This is a genomic window from Bradyrhizobium sp. WBOS07 (assembly GCF_024585165.1).
In the GTDB taxonomy this organism is placed as follows: domain Bacteria; phylum Pseudomonadota; class Alphaproteobacteria; order Rhizobiales; family Xanthobacteraceae; genus Bradyrhizobium; species Bradyrhizobium japonicum_B.
This window is the reverse complement of sequence record NZ_CP029008.1, coordinates 6,290,172-6,308,593: the sequence shown is the minus strand read 5'-3', so window position 1 is coordinate 6,308,593 and position 18,422 is coordinate 6,290,172. Positions and strand designations below refer to the sequence as shown.

Below are 18,422 nucleotides of genomic sequence, written 5' to 3'. Positions count from 1 at the left end.
CAAAGAGAGGGCGGCCGCGACGAACCGCGGCCGCCTTTTGCGTTTACTCAGCTGGCTGCAGCGCGGCGGGAACGACCGCCTGCTTCTCGCGGCTCGGCACCAGCACGGCCCAGACGAACATCAGCGCGGAGATCGCCACGAACACACCGGAGCCGAGACGGACCCAGTAGAACATCGCGAGCTGATCCTGCACGTCCATGTAGCCTTGGCCGAGCACGCGCTGGAGATGGACCTGGACCACGCCGGCGAAGGTCAGCGCGAAGGTCATCACCATCATGGCCGTGCACATGATCCAGAAGCTCGTCATGGACAGCCACTGGTTATAGGGCGCACGTCCCTTCAGCTGCGGGATCGCATAGGCCATCACCGACAGGTTCAGCATCACATAGGCGCCGAAGAAGGCGAGATGGCCGTGTGCGGCAGTGACCTGCGTGCCGTGGGTGTAGTAGTTCACCGATGACAGCGTGTGCAGGAAGCCCCACACGCCGGCGCCGAGGAACGCCATCACCGAGCAGCCGACCGACCACAACAGCGCGGCGCGGTTCGGATGCTTGCGGCCGGCCTTCCAGGTCATCTGCACCGTGAAGATCACCATGGTGAAGAACGGCGCCACTTCGAGCGTGGAGAACAGCGAACCGATCCACTGCCAGTAGCCGGGCGCGCCGATCCAGTAGAAGTGGTGGCCGGTGCCGAGGATGCCCGAGAACAGGGCAAGACCGATGATGACGTAGAGCCACTTCTCGACCACCTCACGATCGATGCCGTTGAGCTTGATCATCAGATAGGCGAGGATGGAGGCCATGATCAGCTCCCAGACGCCTTCGACCCAGAGATGGACGACGTACCACCAGTACATCTTGTCGACGGCAAGGTTCACCGGATTGTAGAAGGCGAACAGGAAGAAGATCGCGACGCCCCACAGACCAAACAGCAGAATGTTGGTGATCGTGGTCTTGCGGCCCTTCAGCGCCGTCATCGTGACGTTGAACAGGAACATCAGGCAGACGACGACGATGCCGACCTTGAGGATGAAGGGCTGTTCGAGGAACTCACGGCCTTCGTGATAGTGGAAGAGATAGCCGACCACGGCGACGCCGGCCGCGCCGAAGAACATCCAGAACTGGATCTTCGCCAGCAGCGGGCTATAGAGCTCGGTCTCGGTCTCTTCCGGGAGCAGGAAGTAGGTCGCCCCCATGAAGCCGATCAGCGACCACACGATCAGCGCATTGGTGTGGATCATCCTGACGATGTTGAACGGCAGGAGGGCCGACAACGTGTTGGGCAGGACGTAGATGGTTCCGGCGAGAAGGCCGAACAGGACCTGGGCCAGGAACAGGGTCAGCGCGCCGTAGAAATACAGCATCGCGACTTTCTGGGTTTGATATTTCATCTCGGGTTCTCTCTGTCTTGAAAGAGGAAAGCGCTCAGCCGGCCTTGTTCGGCGGCCATTCCTGCCGCTTGATCTTGCTGGTCCATTCCAGGAAGTCGGCGAGATCGTCGAGCTCCTGGTTGGTGAGGTTGAACTGCGGCATCTGCCGCCGGCCCGGCGCACCGGAGGGCTGCGACTGCATCCACGCCTTCAGCGTCTCGCGTGCCGCGGCCGGGTCCTCGTTGCCGCCCCAGCGATCCCAGACATTGCCGACCTCAGGCGCGAAATAGGCGCCCTCGCCGAGCAGGGTATGGCAGTTGATGCAGGAGTTCTTCTCCCAGACATGCTTGCCGCGCGCGACCGACGACGTCAGCGTCGTTGCGTCCGTGGACGTCGTGGCGATGTAGTAGTGGCTGTGCGCCGTCAGCCCTATGAAAATGGCGAAGAAGAAGGCCGAGCCGCCGTAGAACACGTTTCGAGCGGCCGACTTGGTCAGGCGTTCAGCCATTGCCAATCCTTTCCGGTTTGAGTCGAAGAATTCGGTGATGTGATTTATTGCCGAAGGGCGCCGATCAATCTTTGTCGAAGCGCAACGAGCGCGAAGATGCGCGACATGGGGCTCAGATCAGAACGACGATGGCGGATGCGAGCCACGCGAACAGCACCACGATGAGGATCCAGGCACTGACGAGGCCGCGCCAGAGCGCCGGTGCCGCGCGAAGATCGAGGAAGTCGAGCACGACACGGCGGCCCTTGAGGGCGGCGAAGGTCAGCAGCAAGGCATTGGCGAACAAGGGTCGCGACACCAGCGCCGGAACCAGAAGGGTCGCGAGCGCGAGGCCGATCAACACGATCCAGGCCAGGTCGAGACGATCGGGAATCACGGGTGCACCAGATAGATGATGGGAAACATGACGATCCAGAGCAGGTCGACCATGTGCCAGAACGCGGTTCCGGTCTCGACGCTTGCCGCCCGTGCACCCCGGGAAACCACGGCCAGAATCACGATGCCGAGGCCGACATGCAGCAGATGGAATCCGGTGAGGAGGAAGTACAGCGTGAAGAACGGGCTGGTCTCCAGGCCGTTTCCGGAGGCGATCTCGCCGGCATATTCGAGCAGCTTGACTGCGATGAAGAGCGCGCCGAGCGCCATGGCGCCGAACAGCCAGCCGCGCGCACGTCCCCTGTTGCCCGCGCGTGCTGCAGCCGTCGCGCGTGCGGCAGCCCAGCCGCTGGTCACCAGCACGATGGTGTTGAGTCCCGCCAGATGCGCATCAAGCGTGGCCTGACCTGCCGCGAAGACCGCCGGGTGAAGCGCACGAGCGACGACGAAGGCACCGAGGAACAGACCGAACGCGGCGAGCTCGCTGAAGATGAGCACCCAGATCATGGGATCGCCGGGAAGATCTTCCAGGATTCCCCAGCCGCTGCCTTCTTGTTCGAGGTCCGTTGCCGACATCTGCCTTCCGCATCAAGCCGCCGGACAGATATCCCACCTGCGCCGTTCCGACTTTGTCGCCGGACAAATAGTGCAACCGGCAGAGGGCGCGTTTGCGCTGCCGCAACGTTCCGCCCGCCCCGCCGTCATAGGCTGGATATCATGGGCGGTTCCGCAAAACGACGAGCGAAGAGATGAGCGATGCACAGATCGGGCTGATGACGGCGACCCCCATCATCATCGTGTTCGCCCTCGCGCTCCGGCGAATGGGGGTGCTGTCGACCGTGGCAACGATATCGGCGGTGAGCCTGTCCATCGCGATCGCGGCGGTGCTGTTCACGACGCAATCACCGCTGCCGTAGGGCAGGTCGGAGTGTAGCCCGCATGGAGCGCAGCGGAATGCGGGACAGTCGCGCCGAGCGGACAGAACCCGGATTGCGCTTCGCTCCATCCGGGCTACGAGGACCTCTTACCGCCGCTGGTTATACACGTCGATACACACCGCCCCGAGCAGCACCAGGCCCTTGATGACCTGCTGATAGTCGATGCCGATGCCGAGGATGGACATGCCGTTGTTCATCACGCCCATGATCATGGCGCCCACCACGGCGCCGCCGACCCGACCCACGCCGCCATAGGCCGAGGCGCCGCCGATGAAGCAGGCGGCGATGACGTCGAGCTCGAAGCCTAGCCCGGCCTTCGGGGTCGCGGTGTTGAGGCGTGCGGCGAAGACGAGGCCGGCGAGCGCGGCGAGCACGCCCATGTTGACGAAGGTGAGAAAGGTCAGCCGCTCCGTCTTGATGCCCGACAGCTTCGCCGCCTTCGCATTGCCGCCGACTGCATAGACCTGCCGACCGATCACGGTGCGACGGGTGACGAAGCCGTAGAGCGCGATCAAGGCGGTCATGATCACCAGCACGTTCGGCAGGCCGCGATGGGAGGCGATCAGATAGGTGAAATAGAGCACGGCGCAGGCGAGCAGGACGCTCTTGCCCAGGAAGAACGCGTAAGGCTCGACCTCGATGCCATGCGCTTGCTCGCGCGACCGCCCCTTGGCGCTGGCATAGACGAGGCCGAGCGCGAGCACGGCGCCGATCAGCATGGAGGTCGGATGCAGCGTGCCGGCCTCGGGCAGCAGCTCCGGAATGAAGCCGGAGGACAGCTTCTGGAAGGTTGCCGGGAATGGGCCGAGTGACTGGCCCTGCAGCACCGCGAGCGCGAGCCCCTTGAACACCAGCATGCCCGCCAGCGTGACGATGAAGGACGGAATGCCGAAATAGGCCACCCAGTAGCCTTGCGCCGCACCGATCGCTGCCCCCAGCAGCAGGCAGGCGATGAAGGCGAGCGTGTAGTCGACCTTGTAGGTCACCATCAGCACGGCCGCGACCGCGCCGACGAAGCCGGCGACCGAGCCGACCGAGAGGTCGATATGGCCGGTGACGATCACCAGAAGCATGCCCAGCGCCATGATGACGATGTAGCTGTTCTGAAGTACGAGATTGGTCAGGTTGAGCGGCTGCAGCAGCGTACCGCCGGTCATCACCTGGAAAAACAGCATGATCGCGATCAACGACATCAGCATGCCGTAGTTGCGCAGATTGTTCTTGATGAAGCTGCCGTGCCGGCGCTCCTCGGGCAGCGACACCGTCTTGTCGGTCATGGCTGCATTCCTCCCATTTCCGCGGCCGCGGGCGCGGCGTTCCCAATGTTTCGTTCGTTGCGCATGATGGCGCGCATGATCTTCTCTTGCGTCGCGTCCGCGCCCTTGAACTCGCCAACGAAGGCGCCTTCGTTCATGACACAGATGCGGTCGCAGATGCCGAGCAGCTCGGGCATCTCAGAGGAGATCACCACGACACCGCGACCGGCCTCCGCCAGCTCGTTGATGATACAGTAAATCTCGTACTTGGCACCGACATCGATGCCCCGCGTCGGCTCGTCCAGGATCAGGACTTTCGGGTCGGTCATCAGCCATTTCGACAGCACCACCTTCTGCTGGTTGCCGCCGGAGAGCTGGCCGGTCTCCTGGTAGACGTCGGAGCAGCGGATGCGCATGCGGGTGCGGTAGTCGCTGGCGACCTTCAGCTCGGCGATGTCGTCGATCACCCGGCTCGGCGCGACCTGGTCGAGGCTGGCAAGCGTGATGTTCTTGCGGACGTCGTCGGCCAGGATCAGGCCGAGCTGCTTGCGGTCCTCGGTGACATAGGCAAGGCCAGCGTCGATCGCCGCCGCGACGCTCGGCAGCACGATCTCCCGCCCCTCCAGCCGGATCGTGCCGGTGATATTGGTTCCCCAGGAGCGGCCGAACAGGCTCATGGCAAACTCGGTCCGTCCGGCGCCCATCAATCCGGCAATGCCGACGACCTCGCCGCGCCTGACGCCGAAATTGACGTTCTTGATCACCTGCCGCTCGGGATGGATCGGGTGATAGACCGACCAGTTCGCGACGTCGAGCACGGGCTCGCCGATCTTGGCGTTACGCTCCGGGAAGCGGTGGGCCATATCGCGATTGACCATGCTGCGGATGATGCGATCTTCCTGGATCGGCTCGGCATGGCAATCGATGCTGTCGACGGTACGGCCGTCGCGCAGCACGGTGATGTGGTCGGCGACCTTGGCGACCTCGTTAAGCTTGTGCGAGATCAGGATCGAGCCGATGCCCTGCTGGCGGAAGGCCATCAGGCGCTCGAGCAGCGCGGCGCTGTCGGCTTCGTTCAGGCTGGCGGTCGGCTCGTCCAGGATCAGCATCCGCACCCGCTTGGACAGCGCTTTGGCGATTTCGACCAGTTGCTGCTTGCCGACGCCGAGATCGGTGATCAGCGTATCCGGGGATTCCTTCAGGCCGACCTGGGCCAGCAATTCCTGCGTGCGCCGGTACACCTCGTCGCGGTCGATCACGCCGAGCTTCGAGGGCGGATGCGACAGGAAGATGTTTTCCGCGATCGACATCAGCGGGATCAGCGCCAGCTCCTGGTGGATGATGATGATGCCGAGCGCCTCGGAATCGTTGATGTCGCGGAAGCGCCGCTCCTCGCCTTCGAAGACGATGGTGCCCTCGTAGCTGCCGTACGGGTAGACCCCGCTCAGCACCTTCATTAGCGTCGACTTGCCGGCGCCGTTCTCGCCGACGAGCGCGTGGATCTGCCCGGCGTGAACCGAGAAGTTGACGTCGCGCAACGCCTGCACACCAGCGAAGCTCTTGCTGACGTTGCGCATCTCCAGCATGGCGGTCATGGCATCATACTCCTGAACGTCTCCGCGTCGTCATGGCCGGGCTTGTCCCGGCCATCCACGTGCAGCCGCCTGCGACGAAGGGCGTGGATGCCCGGGGCAAGCCCGGGCATGACGAGTTTGTGGACGTGCTTTTCGTCCCTCATCGAGAGTCCCCCTCTCCCACACGCAGGGAGAGGGAAAGGGAAGTTACTGGAACTGCGACTTCTTGTAGTAGCCGCTGTCGACCAGGACCTTCTCCCAATTGTCCTTGTAGACCACGACCGGCTTGAGCAGGTAGGACGGCACGGTCTTGACGCCGTTCTCGTAGGTCTTGGTGTCGTTGACCGTGACCTGCTTGCCGGCGAGCGCGGCGTCGACCATGTCGGCGGTCACCTTGGCGAGGTCGCGGGTGTCCTTGAAGATGGTCGAATATTGGTCGCCGCGCAGCATCGCCTTGATCGAAGGCACCTCGGCGTCCTGCCCCGAAATGATCGGCATCGGCTGACCGGCGCTGCCGTAGCCGACGCCCTTCAGTGACGAAATGATGCCGATCGAGATGCCGTCATAGGGCGACAGCACGGCGTTGAGCTTCTTGTTGCCGTAATAGGCGCTGAGCAGATTGTCCATTCGGGCCTGGGCGGTGGCGCCGTCCCAACGCAAGGTCGCGACCTTGTCCATGCCCATCTGGCCCGAGGCGACGACGAGCTTGCCGCTGTCGATGTAGGGCTTCAGCACGCTCATCGCGCCGTTGTAGAAGAAGTAGGCATTGTTGTCGTCCGGCGAGCCGCCGAACAGCTCGATGTTGAACGGGCCCTTGCCTTCCTTCAGCCCGAGCCCCTGCTCGATCGATTGCGCCTGCAAGACGCCGACCTGGAAATTGTCGAAGGTCGCGTAATAGTCGACGTTCGGCGTGCCGCGGATCAGGCGGTCATAGGCGATCACGGTGATGCCTTTTGCTTTCGCCTGCTTGAGCACGTCGGACAGCGTGGTGCCGTCGATTGCGGCGATCACCAGCGCTTTCGCGCCCTTGGTCACCATGTTCTCGACCTGCGAGAGCTGGTTCGGAATGTCGTCCTCGGCATATTGCAGGTCGGTGTTGTAGCCGCGTTCCTTCAGCACCTTGACCATGTTGTTGCCGTCGTCGATCCAGCGCGCAGACGACTTCGTCGGCATGGCGATGCCGACGGTCGCCTTGTCCTGGGCGGCAGCGGGAAGGCTCGTGGCCATCGTCGCAGCGCCCGCCAGCGCCAGTGCGAGGAATGCGGTCTTCAGTTTCTGCATGTTTCACTCCCTTGGGTATCAGATTGTCTGTTCGTGTCGTCGAGAACGTGCCGTGGTTGCTTTCTTGTCTCCTATGCGAGCTTGACGTCGGGCTCCGCGCGACCGCGCGCGGAGGCCTCCAATAGAAAGGTGTAACCGGCTTGCGGATCGGCGGCGCGCGCGGCCGTGTCCATGTCCTGCCAGGCGGAGGTGACGAGGAGACGCGACAAGTCGGGGCCGACGAAGGCCGGGCAACTCGCCTGCCGTGCCGGCACGCCGAGCGAGCGCAGGCGTTCGCCTTGCGGAGAGTAGACGTCAATCCGGCTCGCGCCCCAGCAGGCGTTCCAGATCTGCCCGTCGGCGTCGCACACCGAGCCGTCGAGACCGCCAATGCCGGTATGGCGCAGCAGCACCTCCGGCTCGCCGCGCGGCAGGCCGGTCGCGGGATTGAGCGGCACGGCATAGAGCACGGCGCGCGGCGTGTCGGTGAAGTAGCCGGTGGCGCCATCGGGCGAGAAGCAGATCGAATTGGGGATGCTGATGCCGGGAAACAGTGTCGATATCTTGCCGCGATGAAGCGCGTAGATCGCCCCGGCTTTTGGCTCGGCCTTCTTGCCCATGGTGCCGATCCAGAACGTGCCGGACTGGTGCACGCGGCAATCGTTGGAACGCGTGACCGGATTGTCCGCCTCGAGCGCGAAGAACAGCGTCATGGCGCCATCGGCGAGCGTGCGGATGTAAAGCCCGTCCTCGGCGACGATCAGCTGCCGTTCGGCATCGATGCGACCGAGCGCGCTCGCCATCCGACCGAGCGCATGGACGCGGATGCTGCCACTGCCGAGTTGCGCCTCGAACAGCCGTCCCTCGCGGATGTCGAACCACCAGGCGGTGTCGGTGGTCACGTCATAGGTCGGGCCCTCGCCAAGATGGCAGGGATCGTCCGAGAGAACGGTGGTCGGCACCTGCTCCATCATGGCGACCTCACTGCAAAGCGATACACCGTGTGATGGCGATAGACCTGGCCGGGATCGAGGCGCGGGCTCGGAAAATCCGGCCGGTTCGGCGCATCGGGCCAGATGTGCGGCTCCAGGCAAATGGCGTCCGACTGCCGGATCAGCTTGCCGCCCTTCCCCGAAACCGTGCCGTCCAGATAATTGCCGGAATAGACCTGAAGGCCGGGCTGGTCGGTGAACAGCTCCATGATCCGGCCCGAGCGCGGCGCCTCCAGCCTTGCGGCCAGCGCGAGCTTGCCGTCGCCGCCGAAGCAATAGGTGTGGTCGTAGCCCCTGCCGTTCTGCAATTGCTGATCGCCCTGCCGGATGCGCTCGCCGACCGGCCGAGCTTCGCGGAAATCGAACGGCGTGCCGGCAACGCGACGCGGCGGCTCCGGCAATGGAATGGCGGTGGGATCGATCGCGAGGAAATGCTCGGCGGCGACCGTCAGGCGGTGGTCGAGGATGGACGCGCCTGACGTTGCGCCGTCGAGATTGAAGAAGCTGTGGTTGGTCAGGTTGACGATGGTCGGCCGGTCGCTGCGCGCTTCCATGGAAAGCGACAGTTCGGCCGGGCCGGTGACGCGATAGGTCAGGCGGACATCGAGCTTGCCGGGATAGTTCTCCTCCCCGTGCGGACTCGTATAGGCGAGCGTCACTGCGGGCTCTGCGCCCTCGTCGATCTCCACGATCTCCCAGAGCTTGCGGTCGAATCCATCGAGACCGCCGTGCAGGGCATTCGGCCCGTTGTTGACGGCAAGCTGCACCGTCTCGCCATCCAGCGAGAACCGCCCCCCAGCGACGCGGTTGGCGTAGCGGCCGACGGTGGCGCCGAAGAACTTTCGTTCCGCGAGATAGCCGGCGAACGTGTCGTGGCCGAGCACGACGTCGTCATGACCGCCCTTCGCATCCGGCGCGATCAGCGCCTGAAGCACAGCACCATGGGTGATGATCCGCGCTTCGAATCCGCCTGCCCCGCGCAGCACGATGCGCTCGACGTCGCGGCCATCAGGCAGTCTCCCGAAGACATCTTTTTTGATTGTTGAGCCAGCCATGTCTAATCCACGAACGGTTCGACAATTGTGCGCTTGCCGAGCAGGAAGGCGTCGGCGACGAGACGCAGCGGTGTCAGATCGACGTCGCTTGCGCCGGTCGCCGCGAGCTCGACGAAGCGCCGGTAGAGTCCGCGATATTCCTCATCGGGAGCTTCGGCAAGAACCTTGTCGTCGATGGCCATGCGCGCGCCCCCATTGGACAAGGTCATCCGGCCGCGATCGGTATCGACGACAATATCCCAGCTCTGCGGCCCGGTCTGGCGAAAGTCGAACTCGGCGGTCACAGGCAGGCCGCCTATGTCGGTCAGGGTCAGGCTCGCAGCGATCGGCGCTTGGCAGTTGGCGGGAAAGGCAAGTTCGGCCGCGGTGACGAACACCGGCCTGGGCAGGATTCTGGTCAGGATCGACAACGCATTGATGCCGGGATCGAACACGCCAAGACCGCCTGGTTCCCAGATCCAGCTCTGGCCGGGATGCCAGACGCGGACATCTTCCTTCCAGCTGATATGCACCGATTGGATGCGTCGCCCGGCGAGCCATTGTCGCGCGGGCTCGACCGCCGGCGCATGGCGTGAATGCCAGGTCGCAAACAGGGTTCGTCTTGCCTGCGCCGCCATCTCGATCAGCGGATCGAGCTCGGCCACTCCGGCGCCCGGCGGCTTTTCCAGCATGACGTGCTTGCCGGCAGCAAGCGCCGCGGCCGCCTGCGCGCGCCTCACCTGCGGCGGCGTACACAGCGACACGGCGTCGATCGGCGGACCTTTCTCCAGCAGCTCCTCGATGGTCGCGAAGTGCGGCAGGCCCGGCAGCGAGGCATTGCGGCTGGCAATCGCCGCCAGCATCGCGCCCGGCACCGTCGCAATTGCGCCGACGTGCTGGTCGCGCGCGATCTTGCCGAAACCGACGATGGCGATGCAAAGTTCCGTCACGATCTCTCTCCGGATTCGGCCGATGGCACCGTCTCGGCCGTTGCGGTCTCGATGACCGTGCCCTCATGGCGATGCATGCCGTTGTGAATGACGAAGACCATCGCCTCCGAGGCGGCGTCGGCATCGCCCGCCACGATCGCATCGACGATGTTCTGGTGCCATTGCAGCACCGTGTCGCGGTCCTCCGGCTCGACCGGGGCGCTGAGCAGGAACGAGGCGCGCAGCGCTGCCTCGATGACGTGGCCGATCGAGCGCATGAACAGATTGCCGGAGGCGCGCGCCACCGCGACGTGAAGCGCGAGGTCGGCATCGGCAAAGCCGACCGAGTCGGACGCTTCGAGCCGCATCCGCTCCATGCTGTGCCGGAGCTCGGCCAGGTCCTGCTCGGACCGCCGCGTGGCCGCCAGCATCGCCGCGCGCGGCTCGACCGCAAGACGGATCTCGGCGAGATCGTTCAGGAAGCGCTTGTCGATGCCGGCGTCCAGGTGCCAGGCCAGCACGTCGGCGTCGAACATGTTCCAGGCGCCGCGCTCGCGCACGACGGTGCCGACCCGCGCCTTGGTGGTGAGCAGCCCCTTGGCGACCAGCGTCTTCACGCTCTCCCGCAGCACCGGCCGCGACACGCCGAACATCGCGATCATCTCGGCGTCGCCCGGCAGGCGCGTCCCCTCCGCGTAACGTCCGGCGATGATGTCGATGCCGATCGAGCGGGCGACCTCCGCATGGTTGGAGTGGGCCCGCCGCGTCGGGATGACGACGATGCGCGAGGTCATCGGACGGCCCCTGCGCTCTTCGCCGCCGGCCGGCGCGCGAGCGCGACCAGGCTGCCGCCGAGCGCGTAGACGTTGGCGCCGAACCGGGTGAGATGCAGCAGCAGCGCGCCGCCGATGACGGGCACCAGCAGGATGATCGCGATCGCCGTCAACCGCCCACCTCCGGGCATCCGCAACGCGGCGTCGAATACCGACGGGCGGGCTGCGCGAGCAGCAACGCGGCGGTGGCGCTGGCCGCAAAGAGGGCTTTAAGGGTCGTCAGGCGCGTCTCCCAAGATTTGTCCTGGGCGCCGGATTGATCGCGTGGCGCCCGCAAAGACCGCCCTTTGCGGGCATGGCGGGTACTATTCCACGGAAGATGGGTTCCTACTAGTCATATTATTTGACTATTTTGGGGAAAATGCACGGAGGAGCAGCGCGGGGTTCTATGACACGCTAAGCGGGATTTTGTTCCAGTGATGCAACGGGCAGATGAAGGGAATTTGCGGATTTGGATGCAAGTGCTTGATCCGCAACGGCGGCGATAAACGGTCGCGCGCGCTCTTCGGTCATCGCGAGAGAAGGAAGGCAATGCAGAATTTCCAAGATTCTGAATTGCCTTCGCTGCGCTGGCGATGACGGAGTGGAGAGAGCTCCGCGTCTATCAACCCACGCTTCGCATCTTGCGCTGAGGCGAAGAGCTAGATCAGCTTCCGCTGCGCCAGGTTCTTCATCAGCGCGCCGATGCCGAAGGTCCAGGGCTCGCACTCGTCGCTGGTGCGCATGCGGTTGACGAGCTTGCCGAGCTGGGGCGCTGCGATCGTGACGATGTCGTCGCGCTTGTGGGTGAAGCCCTGCCCCGGCGCATCGCGGTCCTTCACGGGCGCGAACATGGTGCCGAGGAAAAGCACGAATCCGTCCGGGTATTGATGGATCTTGCCGATGGTCTGCGCGACGAGATCGGTCGGGTCGCGGCTGATCTTGCTGATGGAGGAATGACCGTCGAGAACGAACCCGTCCGTGCCCTTGACGTTCAGGCTGATGTCGAGCTTGCGCGCATCGTCGAGCGTGAAGCTGTCGTCGAACAGGCGCAGCAACGGGCCGATCGAGCAGGAGGCGTTGTTGTCCTTGGCCTTCGACAGCAGCAGCGCCGAGCGGCCCTCGAAGTCGCGCAAGTTCACGTCATTTCCGAGTGCACCGCCGACGATCTTGCCGCGGCTGGAGACGAACAGCACGAGCTCAGGCTCGGGATTGTTCCAGGTCGATTTCGGGTGCAGGCCCGCATCCATGCCGGTGCCGACGGAGGACATGGTCGGGGCCTTGGTGAAGACCTCGGCATCGGGGCCGATGCCGACTTCGAGATACTGGCTCCAGGCGTTCTGGTCGATCAGCACCTGCTTCAGGTGCATGGCCTGATCGGAGCCCGGCTTGAGCTTCGACAGATCGTCGCCGATCAGCCGGGTGACCTCCTTGCGGATCGCCTCGGCCGAGGCCGGATTGCCCTTGGCGCGTTCCTCGATCACGCGCTCCAGCATCGAGATGGCGAAGGTGACGCCCGCCGCCTTCAGGGTCTGGAGATCGACCGGCGCGAGCAGCCAGGGCTTTTTCGGATCACGCCCATCGGGTGCCGTGTTGGCCACGAGGGCCTCGAGATCGCCGATGCGCTCGCCCTTGGTCGCGCCGAGCGCCTTGGCCGGTTCGTCTTCCTCGCAGAGCGCGCTGACGGTCGGAAACTTTGCGGTGACGTCGAATACGCCATCGCCTCGCACTGCGACGACGGCTGGACCGTTCACCTGCGGCAGCCAGACGCGGCCGACCAGCGTCCCCTTCGTTCCATCCTCGGGGAGAAGGTCCTTCACGGTCAATGTCGTCATGGCGGCGTCCTCGCTCTATCCAGGGGATCGGCCGTTCGCAGCAGCCGATCTCGTTGGCGAAGACCAATAAACGTCTGGCTCCGGATGTCCAGAGCGGCGCCGCTAGGCCCCTGCCCGGGCCTTGCGGGCTGCGATCTGCTGCAGCGCCCAACGCGCATTCTTGCGGACATCGGGATCGGGATCGTCAGCGATCACGGCGAGGAACGCCTCGCCGTCGGGATGCGCGATCTCGCCGAGCGCGGCGGCGGCTTCCTTGCGCAGGTTGGCCTGGTCGTGGTTGACGCAGTTGCCGATCGGCCGCACCGCACGTTCGATCTTCATCCTCCCGAGGCTGCGGATCGCCTTCAGCCGCACCTGCCAGAACTCGTCCGCGAGGCTGGCGACGAGCTGATCAGCCGCGATCGCACCATTGGCGTTCAGGCCCAGGGTCTCCGCGGCCATCTCACGCACCATCCAGTCACCGTCCTTCAGCGCACGGGTGATGGTCTCGGCCGCCGGCTTCATCTGCGAGAACGCCAGCGCGCTCACGGCAGCACGGCGGACATGGGCGTCGGGATCGTTGATCAGCGCGGTCAGGGCGGGGATGGATTCCTCCAGCTTGAGGAAGCCGATCACGCCGATGGCCTGCACGCGCACGGCCGCATCGGAATCCTGCAGCGCTTCCAGTGCCGGCTTGAGCGTATCCTTGCAGCGCAATTCCTTGAGCGCACGCAGCGCGCCCATGCGGACGAAGGCGTGCGCGTGCTTCACCAGAGGCAGGATCACCTCCGCGCAGGCGGGATCCTTGAACTCGGCCATGCTGTCGGCCGCGGCGGCCGCAACGATCCTTTCGGGATCGACCAGCAACTTGACCAGCGCGCTCGCCGCCTCCGGCCCGTCGAACTCGCCGAGCGCCATCGCCACTTGCTGGCGCACGCCGGCGTCGGGATCGGCGACCATGTTGGCAAGATGCGCGACTGCTGCGGGATCGCCGGAATGGCTGAGCGCGATGATGGCGACGCGGCGCTCGGCGGGATCGGCCGCCTGCAGCCGCTCGTCGGCATCCTCCAAATCGTCGTAGGATTCGAACGGGCTCGACATGATCACCTCAACAAATACGGAATGTTGACGGTGACGGCGCCGGTCGGGCAATCGGCCTCGCAGGGCATGCAGTACCAGCACTCGTCATAGGCCATGTAGGCCTTGTTGGTCATGTCGCTGATGCGCAGGACGTCGAGCGGGCAGACGTCGACGCAGACGGTGCAGCCCTTGTCGGCGATGCACTTGGCGTCGTCGACGACCACCGGAACCGAGGTCTGATAGGACGCGAGAGGCATGTGATGTCTCCTGTTGCTGTGGCGCGGTGGATCAGGCGGAGGCGCGGATGCGCTGCTTGTCGTAGAGGTCCTTCTCGTCGTCCGCGATCGGGACGACATAGGGCTCGACGGCGCGCTTTTCGCTGGTCATCTTGCCGTCCTGCTTGGACAGCAGCGTGTGGCAGAACCAGTTCTCGTTGTCCTTCTCCGGAAAGTCCGTGCGCCAGTGATAGAGGCCCCAGCGGCTCTCCTCGCGGTAGAGCGAGGCGTGCGCGGCCATGTCGGCGCAGTCCATGATCGACTGCACTTCGAGCGCGCGGAGCAGCTCGTGCGCGTTGCGCGCGATCATGCGCTCCTGCATGTCCTCGCGCGCTTCGGCCAGGCGCCGCATGCCGAGCTCGTACTTGCGCGTCACCTTCGGCGGCTGCAGATAGTCGTTGACGAGGCGGCGGGTCTTGTACTCGATCTGGTTGGGCGGAATGCCGTCCTCGCGCCTGGTCGGCGCCATCACGCGGTCGCGCTCCACCGCGACGTCGGCCGCATCGAACTCCGCGAAATCGTGACTGTCGGCGAACTCCATGGCGTCGATGCCGGCGACCGAACCGTTGGTGAAGGCGCCCAGCATGTAATTGTGCGGCACGCTCGCCATGTCGCCGGCGGCGTAGAGGCCGGGCACGGTGGTGCGCGCATTGTCGTCGACGAACACGCCGGAGGCGCTGTGGCCGGAGCAGAAGCCGATCTCGGAGATATGCATCTCGATCGACTCGCTGCGGTAGTCGACGCCCCGTCCTTGCTGGAACAGACCGCGCGTCGGCCGCTCCACCTTGTGCAGCGTGGATTCGATCTCCGAGATGGTGTCCGGATGCAGATGCTTGAGCTGGAGGAACACCGGGCCCTTGCCGGACAACAGCTCGTTGTAGAACTCCAGCATCATCTGGCCCGACCAATAGTCGCATTCGATGAAGCGCGAGCCTTCGTTGTTCGCCGTGTACGCGCCGAAGGGGCCGGCGACATAGGCGCAGGCCGGGCCGTTATAGTCCTTGATCAGCGGGTTGATCTGGAAGCATTCGAGATTCGCGAGGGCGGCGCCGGCGTGATAGGCCATGGCGTAGCCGTCGCCGGAATTGGCGGCGTTCTCATAGGTGCCGAACATGTAACCGGAGGTTGGCAGGCCGAGGCGGCCGGCGGCGCCCATGCAGAGGATCACGGCCTTGGCCTTGATCACCAGCATCTCGGCGGTGCGGGTGTTGACGCTCACCGCGCCGGCGATGCGGCCGTCCGACGATTTCAGCAGCCGCGTCGCCATGTAGCGGTTGGAGATCAGGATGCGGGCGCGGCGGAGCTGGCGGTAGAGCGCCTTCTTCACGGTCTCGCCGTTCGGCATCGGCAGCACGTAGGTGCCGATGTGGTGCACCTTCTTGACGGCGTAATCGCCGTTCTCGTTCTTCAGGAAGCGGATGCCGAAGCTGTCGAGCTCCTCGATGATCGAGTAACAGTTCTGGGCATATTTATAGACCGCCTTCTGGTCGACGATGCCGTCGTTGGCGATGGTGATTTCCTTGGTGTACTGCTCCGGCGTCGCATAGCCGGGGATGACGGCGTTGTTCAGACCGTCCATGCCCATCGAGATCGCGCCGGAGCGCTTGACGTTGGCTTTTTCGAGCAGGACGACGTTGGCCTTCGGGTTCTTCAGCTTCGCCTTCAGCGCCGCCATCGGGCCGGCCGTGCCGCCGCCGATCACCAGCACATCGCAGGAAACCTCCGAAAGTCCGTCGACGATCTGATCTAGTGCCATCACTTGCTCCTGGTTCGCCGATCTCCGGCGCCTTTGCATCAGAGTTGTTCAGGGGACGTCGCGGCGATAGCAATTAGTTGTCGCCGGAGCGCGATTTGCGCCTCAGCGCTCGACAAAGGCCTTCTCGATCACGAAATGGCCGGGCCGGCTGTGGTTGCCCTCGACGAAGCCGCGCGCGGAGAACATCGCGTGAAGCTCTTCCAGCATCGCGGGACTGCCGCACAGCATGATGCGGTCGGTCTCGATATCGAGCCCTGATAGCCCGACATCCTCGAACAGCTGGTTCGAGGCGATCAGATCGGTGATGCGGCCGCGATTGCGGAAAGGCTCGCGGGTCACGGTCGGGTAGTAGACCAGCTTGTCGCGGATCAACGGTCCGAAGAATTCGTGATTGCGCAGGCTTTCGACGACATTTTCGCCATAGGCGAGCTCGGAGACCTGGCGGCAGCCATGGGCGAGCACGATGGTCTCGTAGTTCTCGTAGACATCCGGATCCTTGATCAGGCTGGCGAAGGGCGCAAGGCCCGTGCCGGTCGAGAGCAGCAGCAGCCGCTTTCCCGGAATGAGATTGCCGGTGATCAACGTGCCGGTCGCCTTGCGGCCGACCAGGATGATGTCGCCCTCCCTGATCTTCTGCAGGCGCGAGGTCAGCGGGCCGTCCTGCACCTTGATCGAGAAGAATTCGAGCGCCTCCTCGTGGTTGGCGCTGGCCATGCTGTAGGCGCGCATGAGGGGCCTGCCCTCGACCTCGAGCCCGATCATCGCGAACTGGCCGTTCTGGAAGCGGAAGCCGGGATCGCGGGTCGCGGTGAAGCTGAACAGAGAGTCGGTCCAGTGCTTGACTGACAGAACCGTCTCCTTCTGGAATGCAGTCATGATCTCTCCTTATCGATTGTCTCAAGGTCTCGGAGAGAGGAGAGTCCGGCAATTCGGAAGTGAGAGTTCCGGTCGATTAGTTTCCCATTTCGCGGAGCGGTGATCGACCTGAGCGCGGAGGTCATGCCCGCCCCGGCAATTAGTTGCTATTCGTGCACGCCCGCACCGACATAGATAGAGGCCGGAGGTTCGTCATGACCATGACTGCACTGGTTGCGCCGACCGTGGCCGATTATGAAGCCAGCGCTGATCTGGCCGCGCTTCTCGTCCGCACCACGCAGGACGATGCGCTGCGCGTGTCCGCCGAAACACTCCGCCTCTCCTGCAAATGCGCCCACTGCACGCGCGCCCGCTTCGACGGCCGCTTCCCGGAAACCTTTCCGGGAATTGCGATCACAGAGATCGGCGATCTCGGCTACGGACTGAACATCTCGTTCTCGGACGGGCATGACAGGGGGATTTACCCGAAGACGTACTTGCTGAGCCTGGCGGGGCGTTGACCAATATTGTCATTCCGGGGCGCCCGGAGGGCGAGCCCGGAATCCCTAACCCCCGCTCGTAATTGTGGATTCCGGGTCTGCGCGCCTTGCCGCATCTCGGAATGACGCCGGAGGTTGGCGCTTTCCATCTGGCACGGACATTGCTCCTCTTTAGAACGATTTGAACGTTCCGGAGGCAGACGATGTTGCAGGCAGCGAATGCGGTTCGCGGGGCCGTTCCCCCGGCAGTCCGGCCTGCGGGCAGCTCGTCGCTGCTGCTCACCGAGAACCAGCAATGGATCGGCGGGCCGCCGCCGCTGATGGACAAGCTCTCGCCGCGCGAGCGGGAAGCGGTGCTTAAACAGGGCCGGCGAAAGGTGTTGAACCGCGGCCAGACGCTGTTCAACCAGGGCGGCAAGCATGACGGCATCTGGCTGATCGAGAGCGGCCGTATCCGCGTGTTCTATACCTCGCCGCAGGGGCGCGAGATCACGCTGGCCTATTGGCATGTCGGCAATTTCGTCGGCGGCCCCGAAGTGTTCGAGGGCACCGTGCACCAATGGTCCGGCGTTGCGTCCAGCAATTGCAGCGTCGTGCACCTGCCCGGCAAGGAATTGCGGTCCCTGGCCGCCGAGATCCCGAACCTTGCCATCGGCCTGATCGAAGGCCTGACCTTCAAGGGCAAATGCTATTCGGCGCTGGCGCAGATGCTGGGAACGCGCTCGATCACACAGCGCCTTGCGCATCTCCTGCTGCATCTCGTCGAGCTCTATGGCGTCGACGACGCCGACGGCACCGTGATCGCGGCGGCTTTCACCCACGCCGACATCGCCCACATGGTCGGCGCCACCAGGCAGTGGGTCACCATCAGCCTCAAGCGCATGCAGGAAAAAGGAATCGTGCAGACCAAGCGGTCGCAGATCGTGGTCTGCCGGACCGACGTGCTGGAGGAGATGCGCGGTCACGCAGCTGACTAGGCGAATTTGCGACCAAGGCCGATGCACAGGCAAGCGGCTTTATAGTGCAGGACTGCCCAAGGAGTATGCAATCACCTTTTCCCGGCAACTAATCGACTGCGGTCACCATTCCGGATTT

Annotated in this window: 19 protein-coding genes and 1 pseudogene; 3 read left to right on the top strand and 17 right to left on the bottom strand. The window is 64.3% G+C overall.

Annotated features, from left to right (window positions below; translation table 11 throughout):
* Positions 1-43: 43 nt before the first annotated feature.
* The 4 genes from DCM79_RS29885 to DCM79_RS29870 all read right to left on the bottom strand — a co-directional run bounded on the left by DCM79_RS29885 (position 44) and on the right by DCM79_RS29870 (position 2,828).
* Positions 44-1,390 carry a cbb3-type cytochrome c oxidase subunit I gene (locus DCM79_RS29885; protein WP_257177628.1) on the bottom strand — a complete coding sequence of 449 codons (1,347 nt, stop codon included), beginning with the start codon at positions 1,388-1,390 and terminating at the stop codon, positions 44-46.
* Positions 1,391-1,424: 34 nt separating this feature from the next.
* Entirely contained in the window at positions 1,425-1,877 is a 453-nt protein-coding gene (locus DCM79_RS29880) for a cytochrome c (RefSeq protein ID WP_028135519.1), read from the bottom strand.
* A gap of 112 nt (positions 1,878-1,989) precedes the next feature.
* Positions 1,990-2,250: a cytochrome C oxidase subunit IV family protein gene (locus DCM79_RS29875; protein ID WP_028135518.1), complete on the bottom strand. Its 261-nt coding sequence runs from the start codon at positions 2,248-2,250 to the stop codon at positions 1,990-1,992.
* Positions 2,250-2,828, bottom strand: a complete 579-nt coding sequence (locus DCM79_RS29870) for a cytochrome c oxidase subunit 3 family protein (RefSeq protein WP_257177627.1) — start codon at positions 2,826-2,828, stop codon at positions 2,250-2,252. Before DCM79_RS29870 ends, DCM79_RS29875 begins: the two co-directional genes overlap by 1 nt.
* Positions 2,829-3,001: 173 nt before the next feature.
* On the opposite strand from DCM79_RS29870, the gene DCM79_RS29865 reads away from it, so the two are divergent.
* The gene (locus DCM79_RS29865) at positions 3,002-3,169 is read left to right on the top strand and encodes a hypothetical protein (RefSeq protein WP_257177626.1); all 168 of its coding nucleotides are present in this window, start codon (positions 3,002-3,004) and stop codon (positions 3,167-3,169) included.
* Between the two features lie 107 nt (positions 3,170-3,276).
* Here the strand turns inward: DCM79_RS29865 and mmsB are convergent, their stop codons facing one another.
* The 13 genes and pseudogenes from mmsB to DCM79_RS29800 form a co-directional block, all read right to left on the bottom strand.
* Entirely contained in the window at positions 3,277-4,467 is a 1,191-nt protein-coding gene (gene mmsB, locus DCM79_RS29860) for a multiple monosaccharide ABC transporter permease (protein WP_257177625.1), read from the bottom strand.
* Positions 4,464-6,041, bottom strand: a complete 1,578-nt coding sequence (mmsA, locus tag DCM79_RS29855) for a multiple monosaccharide ABC transporter ATP-binding protein (protein ID WP_257177624.1) — start codon at positions 6,039-6,041, stop codon at positions 4,464-4,466. Before mmsA ends, mmsB begins: the two co-directional genes overlap by 4 nt.
* Positions 6,042-6,227: 186 nt before the next feature.
* A complete protein-coding gene (chvE, locus tag DCM79_RS29850; protein WP_257177623.1) occupies positions 6,228-7,301 on the bottom strand; it encodes a multiple monosaccharide ABC transporter substrate-binding protein in 1,074 nt (357 codons plus the stop codon).
* A gap of 71 nt (positions 7,302-7,372) precedes the next feature.
* The gene (locus DCM79_RS29845) at positions 7,373-8,251 is read right to left on the bottom strand and encodes an SMP-30/gluconolactonase/LRE family protein (protein ID WP_257180888.1); all 879 of its coding nucleotides are present in this window, start codon (positions 8,249-8,251) and stop codon (positions 7,373-7,375) included.
* On the bottom strand, positions 8,251-9,327 hold the full coding sequence (locus tag DCM79_RS29840) for an aldose epimerase family protein (RefSeq protein WP_257177622.1): 1,077 nt from the start codon (positions 9,325-9,327) through the stop codon (positions 8,251-8,253). The genes DCM79_RS29845 and DCM79_RS29840 overlap by 1 nt, the downstream gene beginning before the upstream one ends.
* 2 nt (positions 9,328-9,329) lie before the next feature.
* On the bottom strand, positions 9,330-10,256 hold the full coding sequence (locus DCM79_RS29835) for a Gfo/Idh/MocA family protein (protein ID WP_257177621.1): 927 nt from the start codon (positions 10,254-10,256) through the stop codon (positions 9,330-9,332).
* Positions 10,253-11,029 (bottom strand): FadR/GntR family transcriptional regulator, encoded by a 777-nt coding sequence (locus DCM79_RS29830; RefSeq protein ID WP_257177620.1) that lies wholly within the window; start codon positions 11,027-11,029, stop codon positions 10,253-10,255. Before DCM79_RS29830 ends, DCM79_RS29835 begins: the two co-directional genes overlap by 4 nt.
* Before the next feature lie 50 nt (positions 11,030-11,079).
* Positions 11,080-11,223, bottom strand: a pseudogene (locus tag DCM79_RS29825) (sugar ABC transporter permease YjfF); the annotation flags it as partial.
* Positions 11,224-11,709: 486 nt separating this feature from the next.
* Complete coding sequence (locus tag DCM79_RS29820; RefSeq protein WP_257177619.1) at positions 11,710-12,882, bottom strand: fumarylacetoacetate hydrolase family protein; 1,173 nt, start codon at positions 12,880-12,882, stop codon at positions 11,710-11,712.
* Between the two features lie 102 nt (positions 12,883-12,984).
* Entirely contained in the window at positions 12,985-13,962 is a 978-nt protein-coding gene (locus DCM79_RS29815) for a HEAT repeat domain-containing protein (RefSeq protein WP_257177618.1), read from the bottom strand.
* Positions 13,963-13,964: 2 nt separating this feature from the next.
* Positions 13,965-14,198: a ferredoxin family protein gene (locus tag DCM79_RS29810; protein WP_007593252.1), complete on the bottom strand. Its 234-nt coding sequence runs from the start codon at positions 14,196-14,198 to the stop codon at positions 13,965-13,967.
* A gap of 31 nt (positions 14,199-14,229) precedes the next feature.
* Positions 14,230-15,972: a fumarate reductase/succinate dehydrogenase flavoprotein subunit gene (locus DCM79_RS29805; RefSeq protein ID WP_257177617.1), complete on the bottom strand. Its 1,743-nt coding sequence runs from the start codon at positions 15,970-15,972 to the stop codon at positions 14,230-14,232.
* Positions 15,973-16,074: 102 nt separating this feature from the next.
* On the bottom strand, positions 16,075-16,848 hold the full coding sequence (locus DCM79_RS29800) for a ferredoxin--NADP reductase (RefSeq protein ID WP_257177616.1): 774 nt from the start codon (positions 16,846-16,848) through the stop codon (positions 16,075-16,077).
* A 194-nt stretch (positions 16,849-17,042) separates the two neighbouring features.
* On the opposite strand from DCM79_RS29800, the gene DCM79_RS29795 reads away from it, so the two are divergent.
* Both DCM79_RS29795 and DCM79_RS29790 read left to right on the top strand, forming a co-directional pair.
* Positions 17,043-17,348: a DUF971 domain-containing protein gene (locus DCM79_RS29795; protein WP_257177615.1), complete on the top strand. Its 306-nt coding sequence runs from the start codon at positions 17,043-17,045 to the stop codon at positions 17,346-17,348.
* A gap of 182 nt (positions 17,349-17,530) precedes the next feature.
* Positions 17,531-18,304: a Crp/Fnr family transcriptional regulator gene (locus DCM79_RS29790; protein WP_257177614.1), complete on the top strand. Its 774-nt coding sequence runs from the start codon at positions 17,531-17,533 to the stop codon at positions 18,302-18,304.
* Positions 18,305-18,422 lie beyond the last annotated feature (118 nt).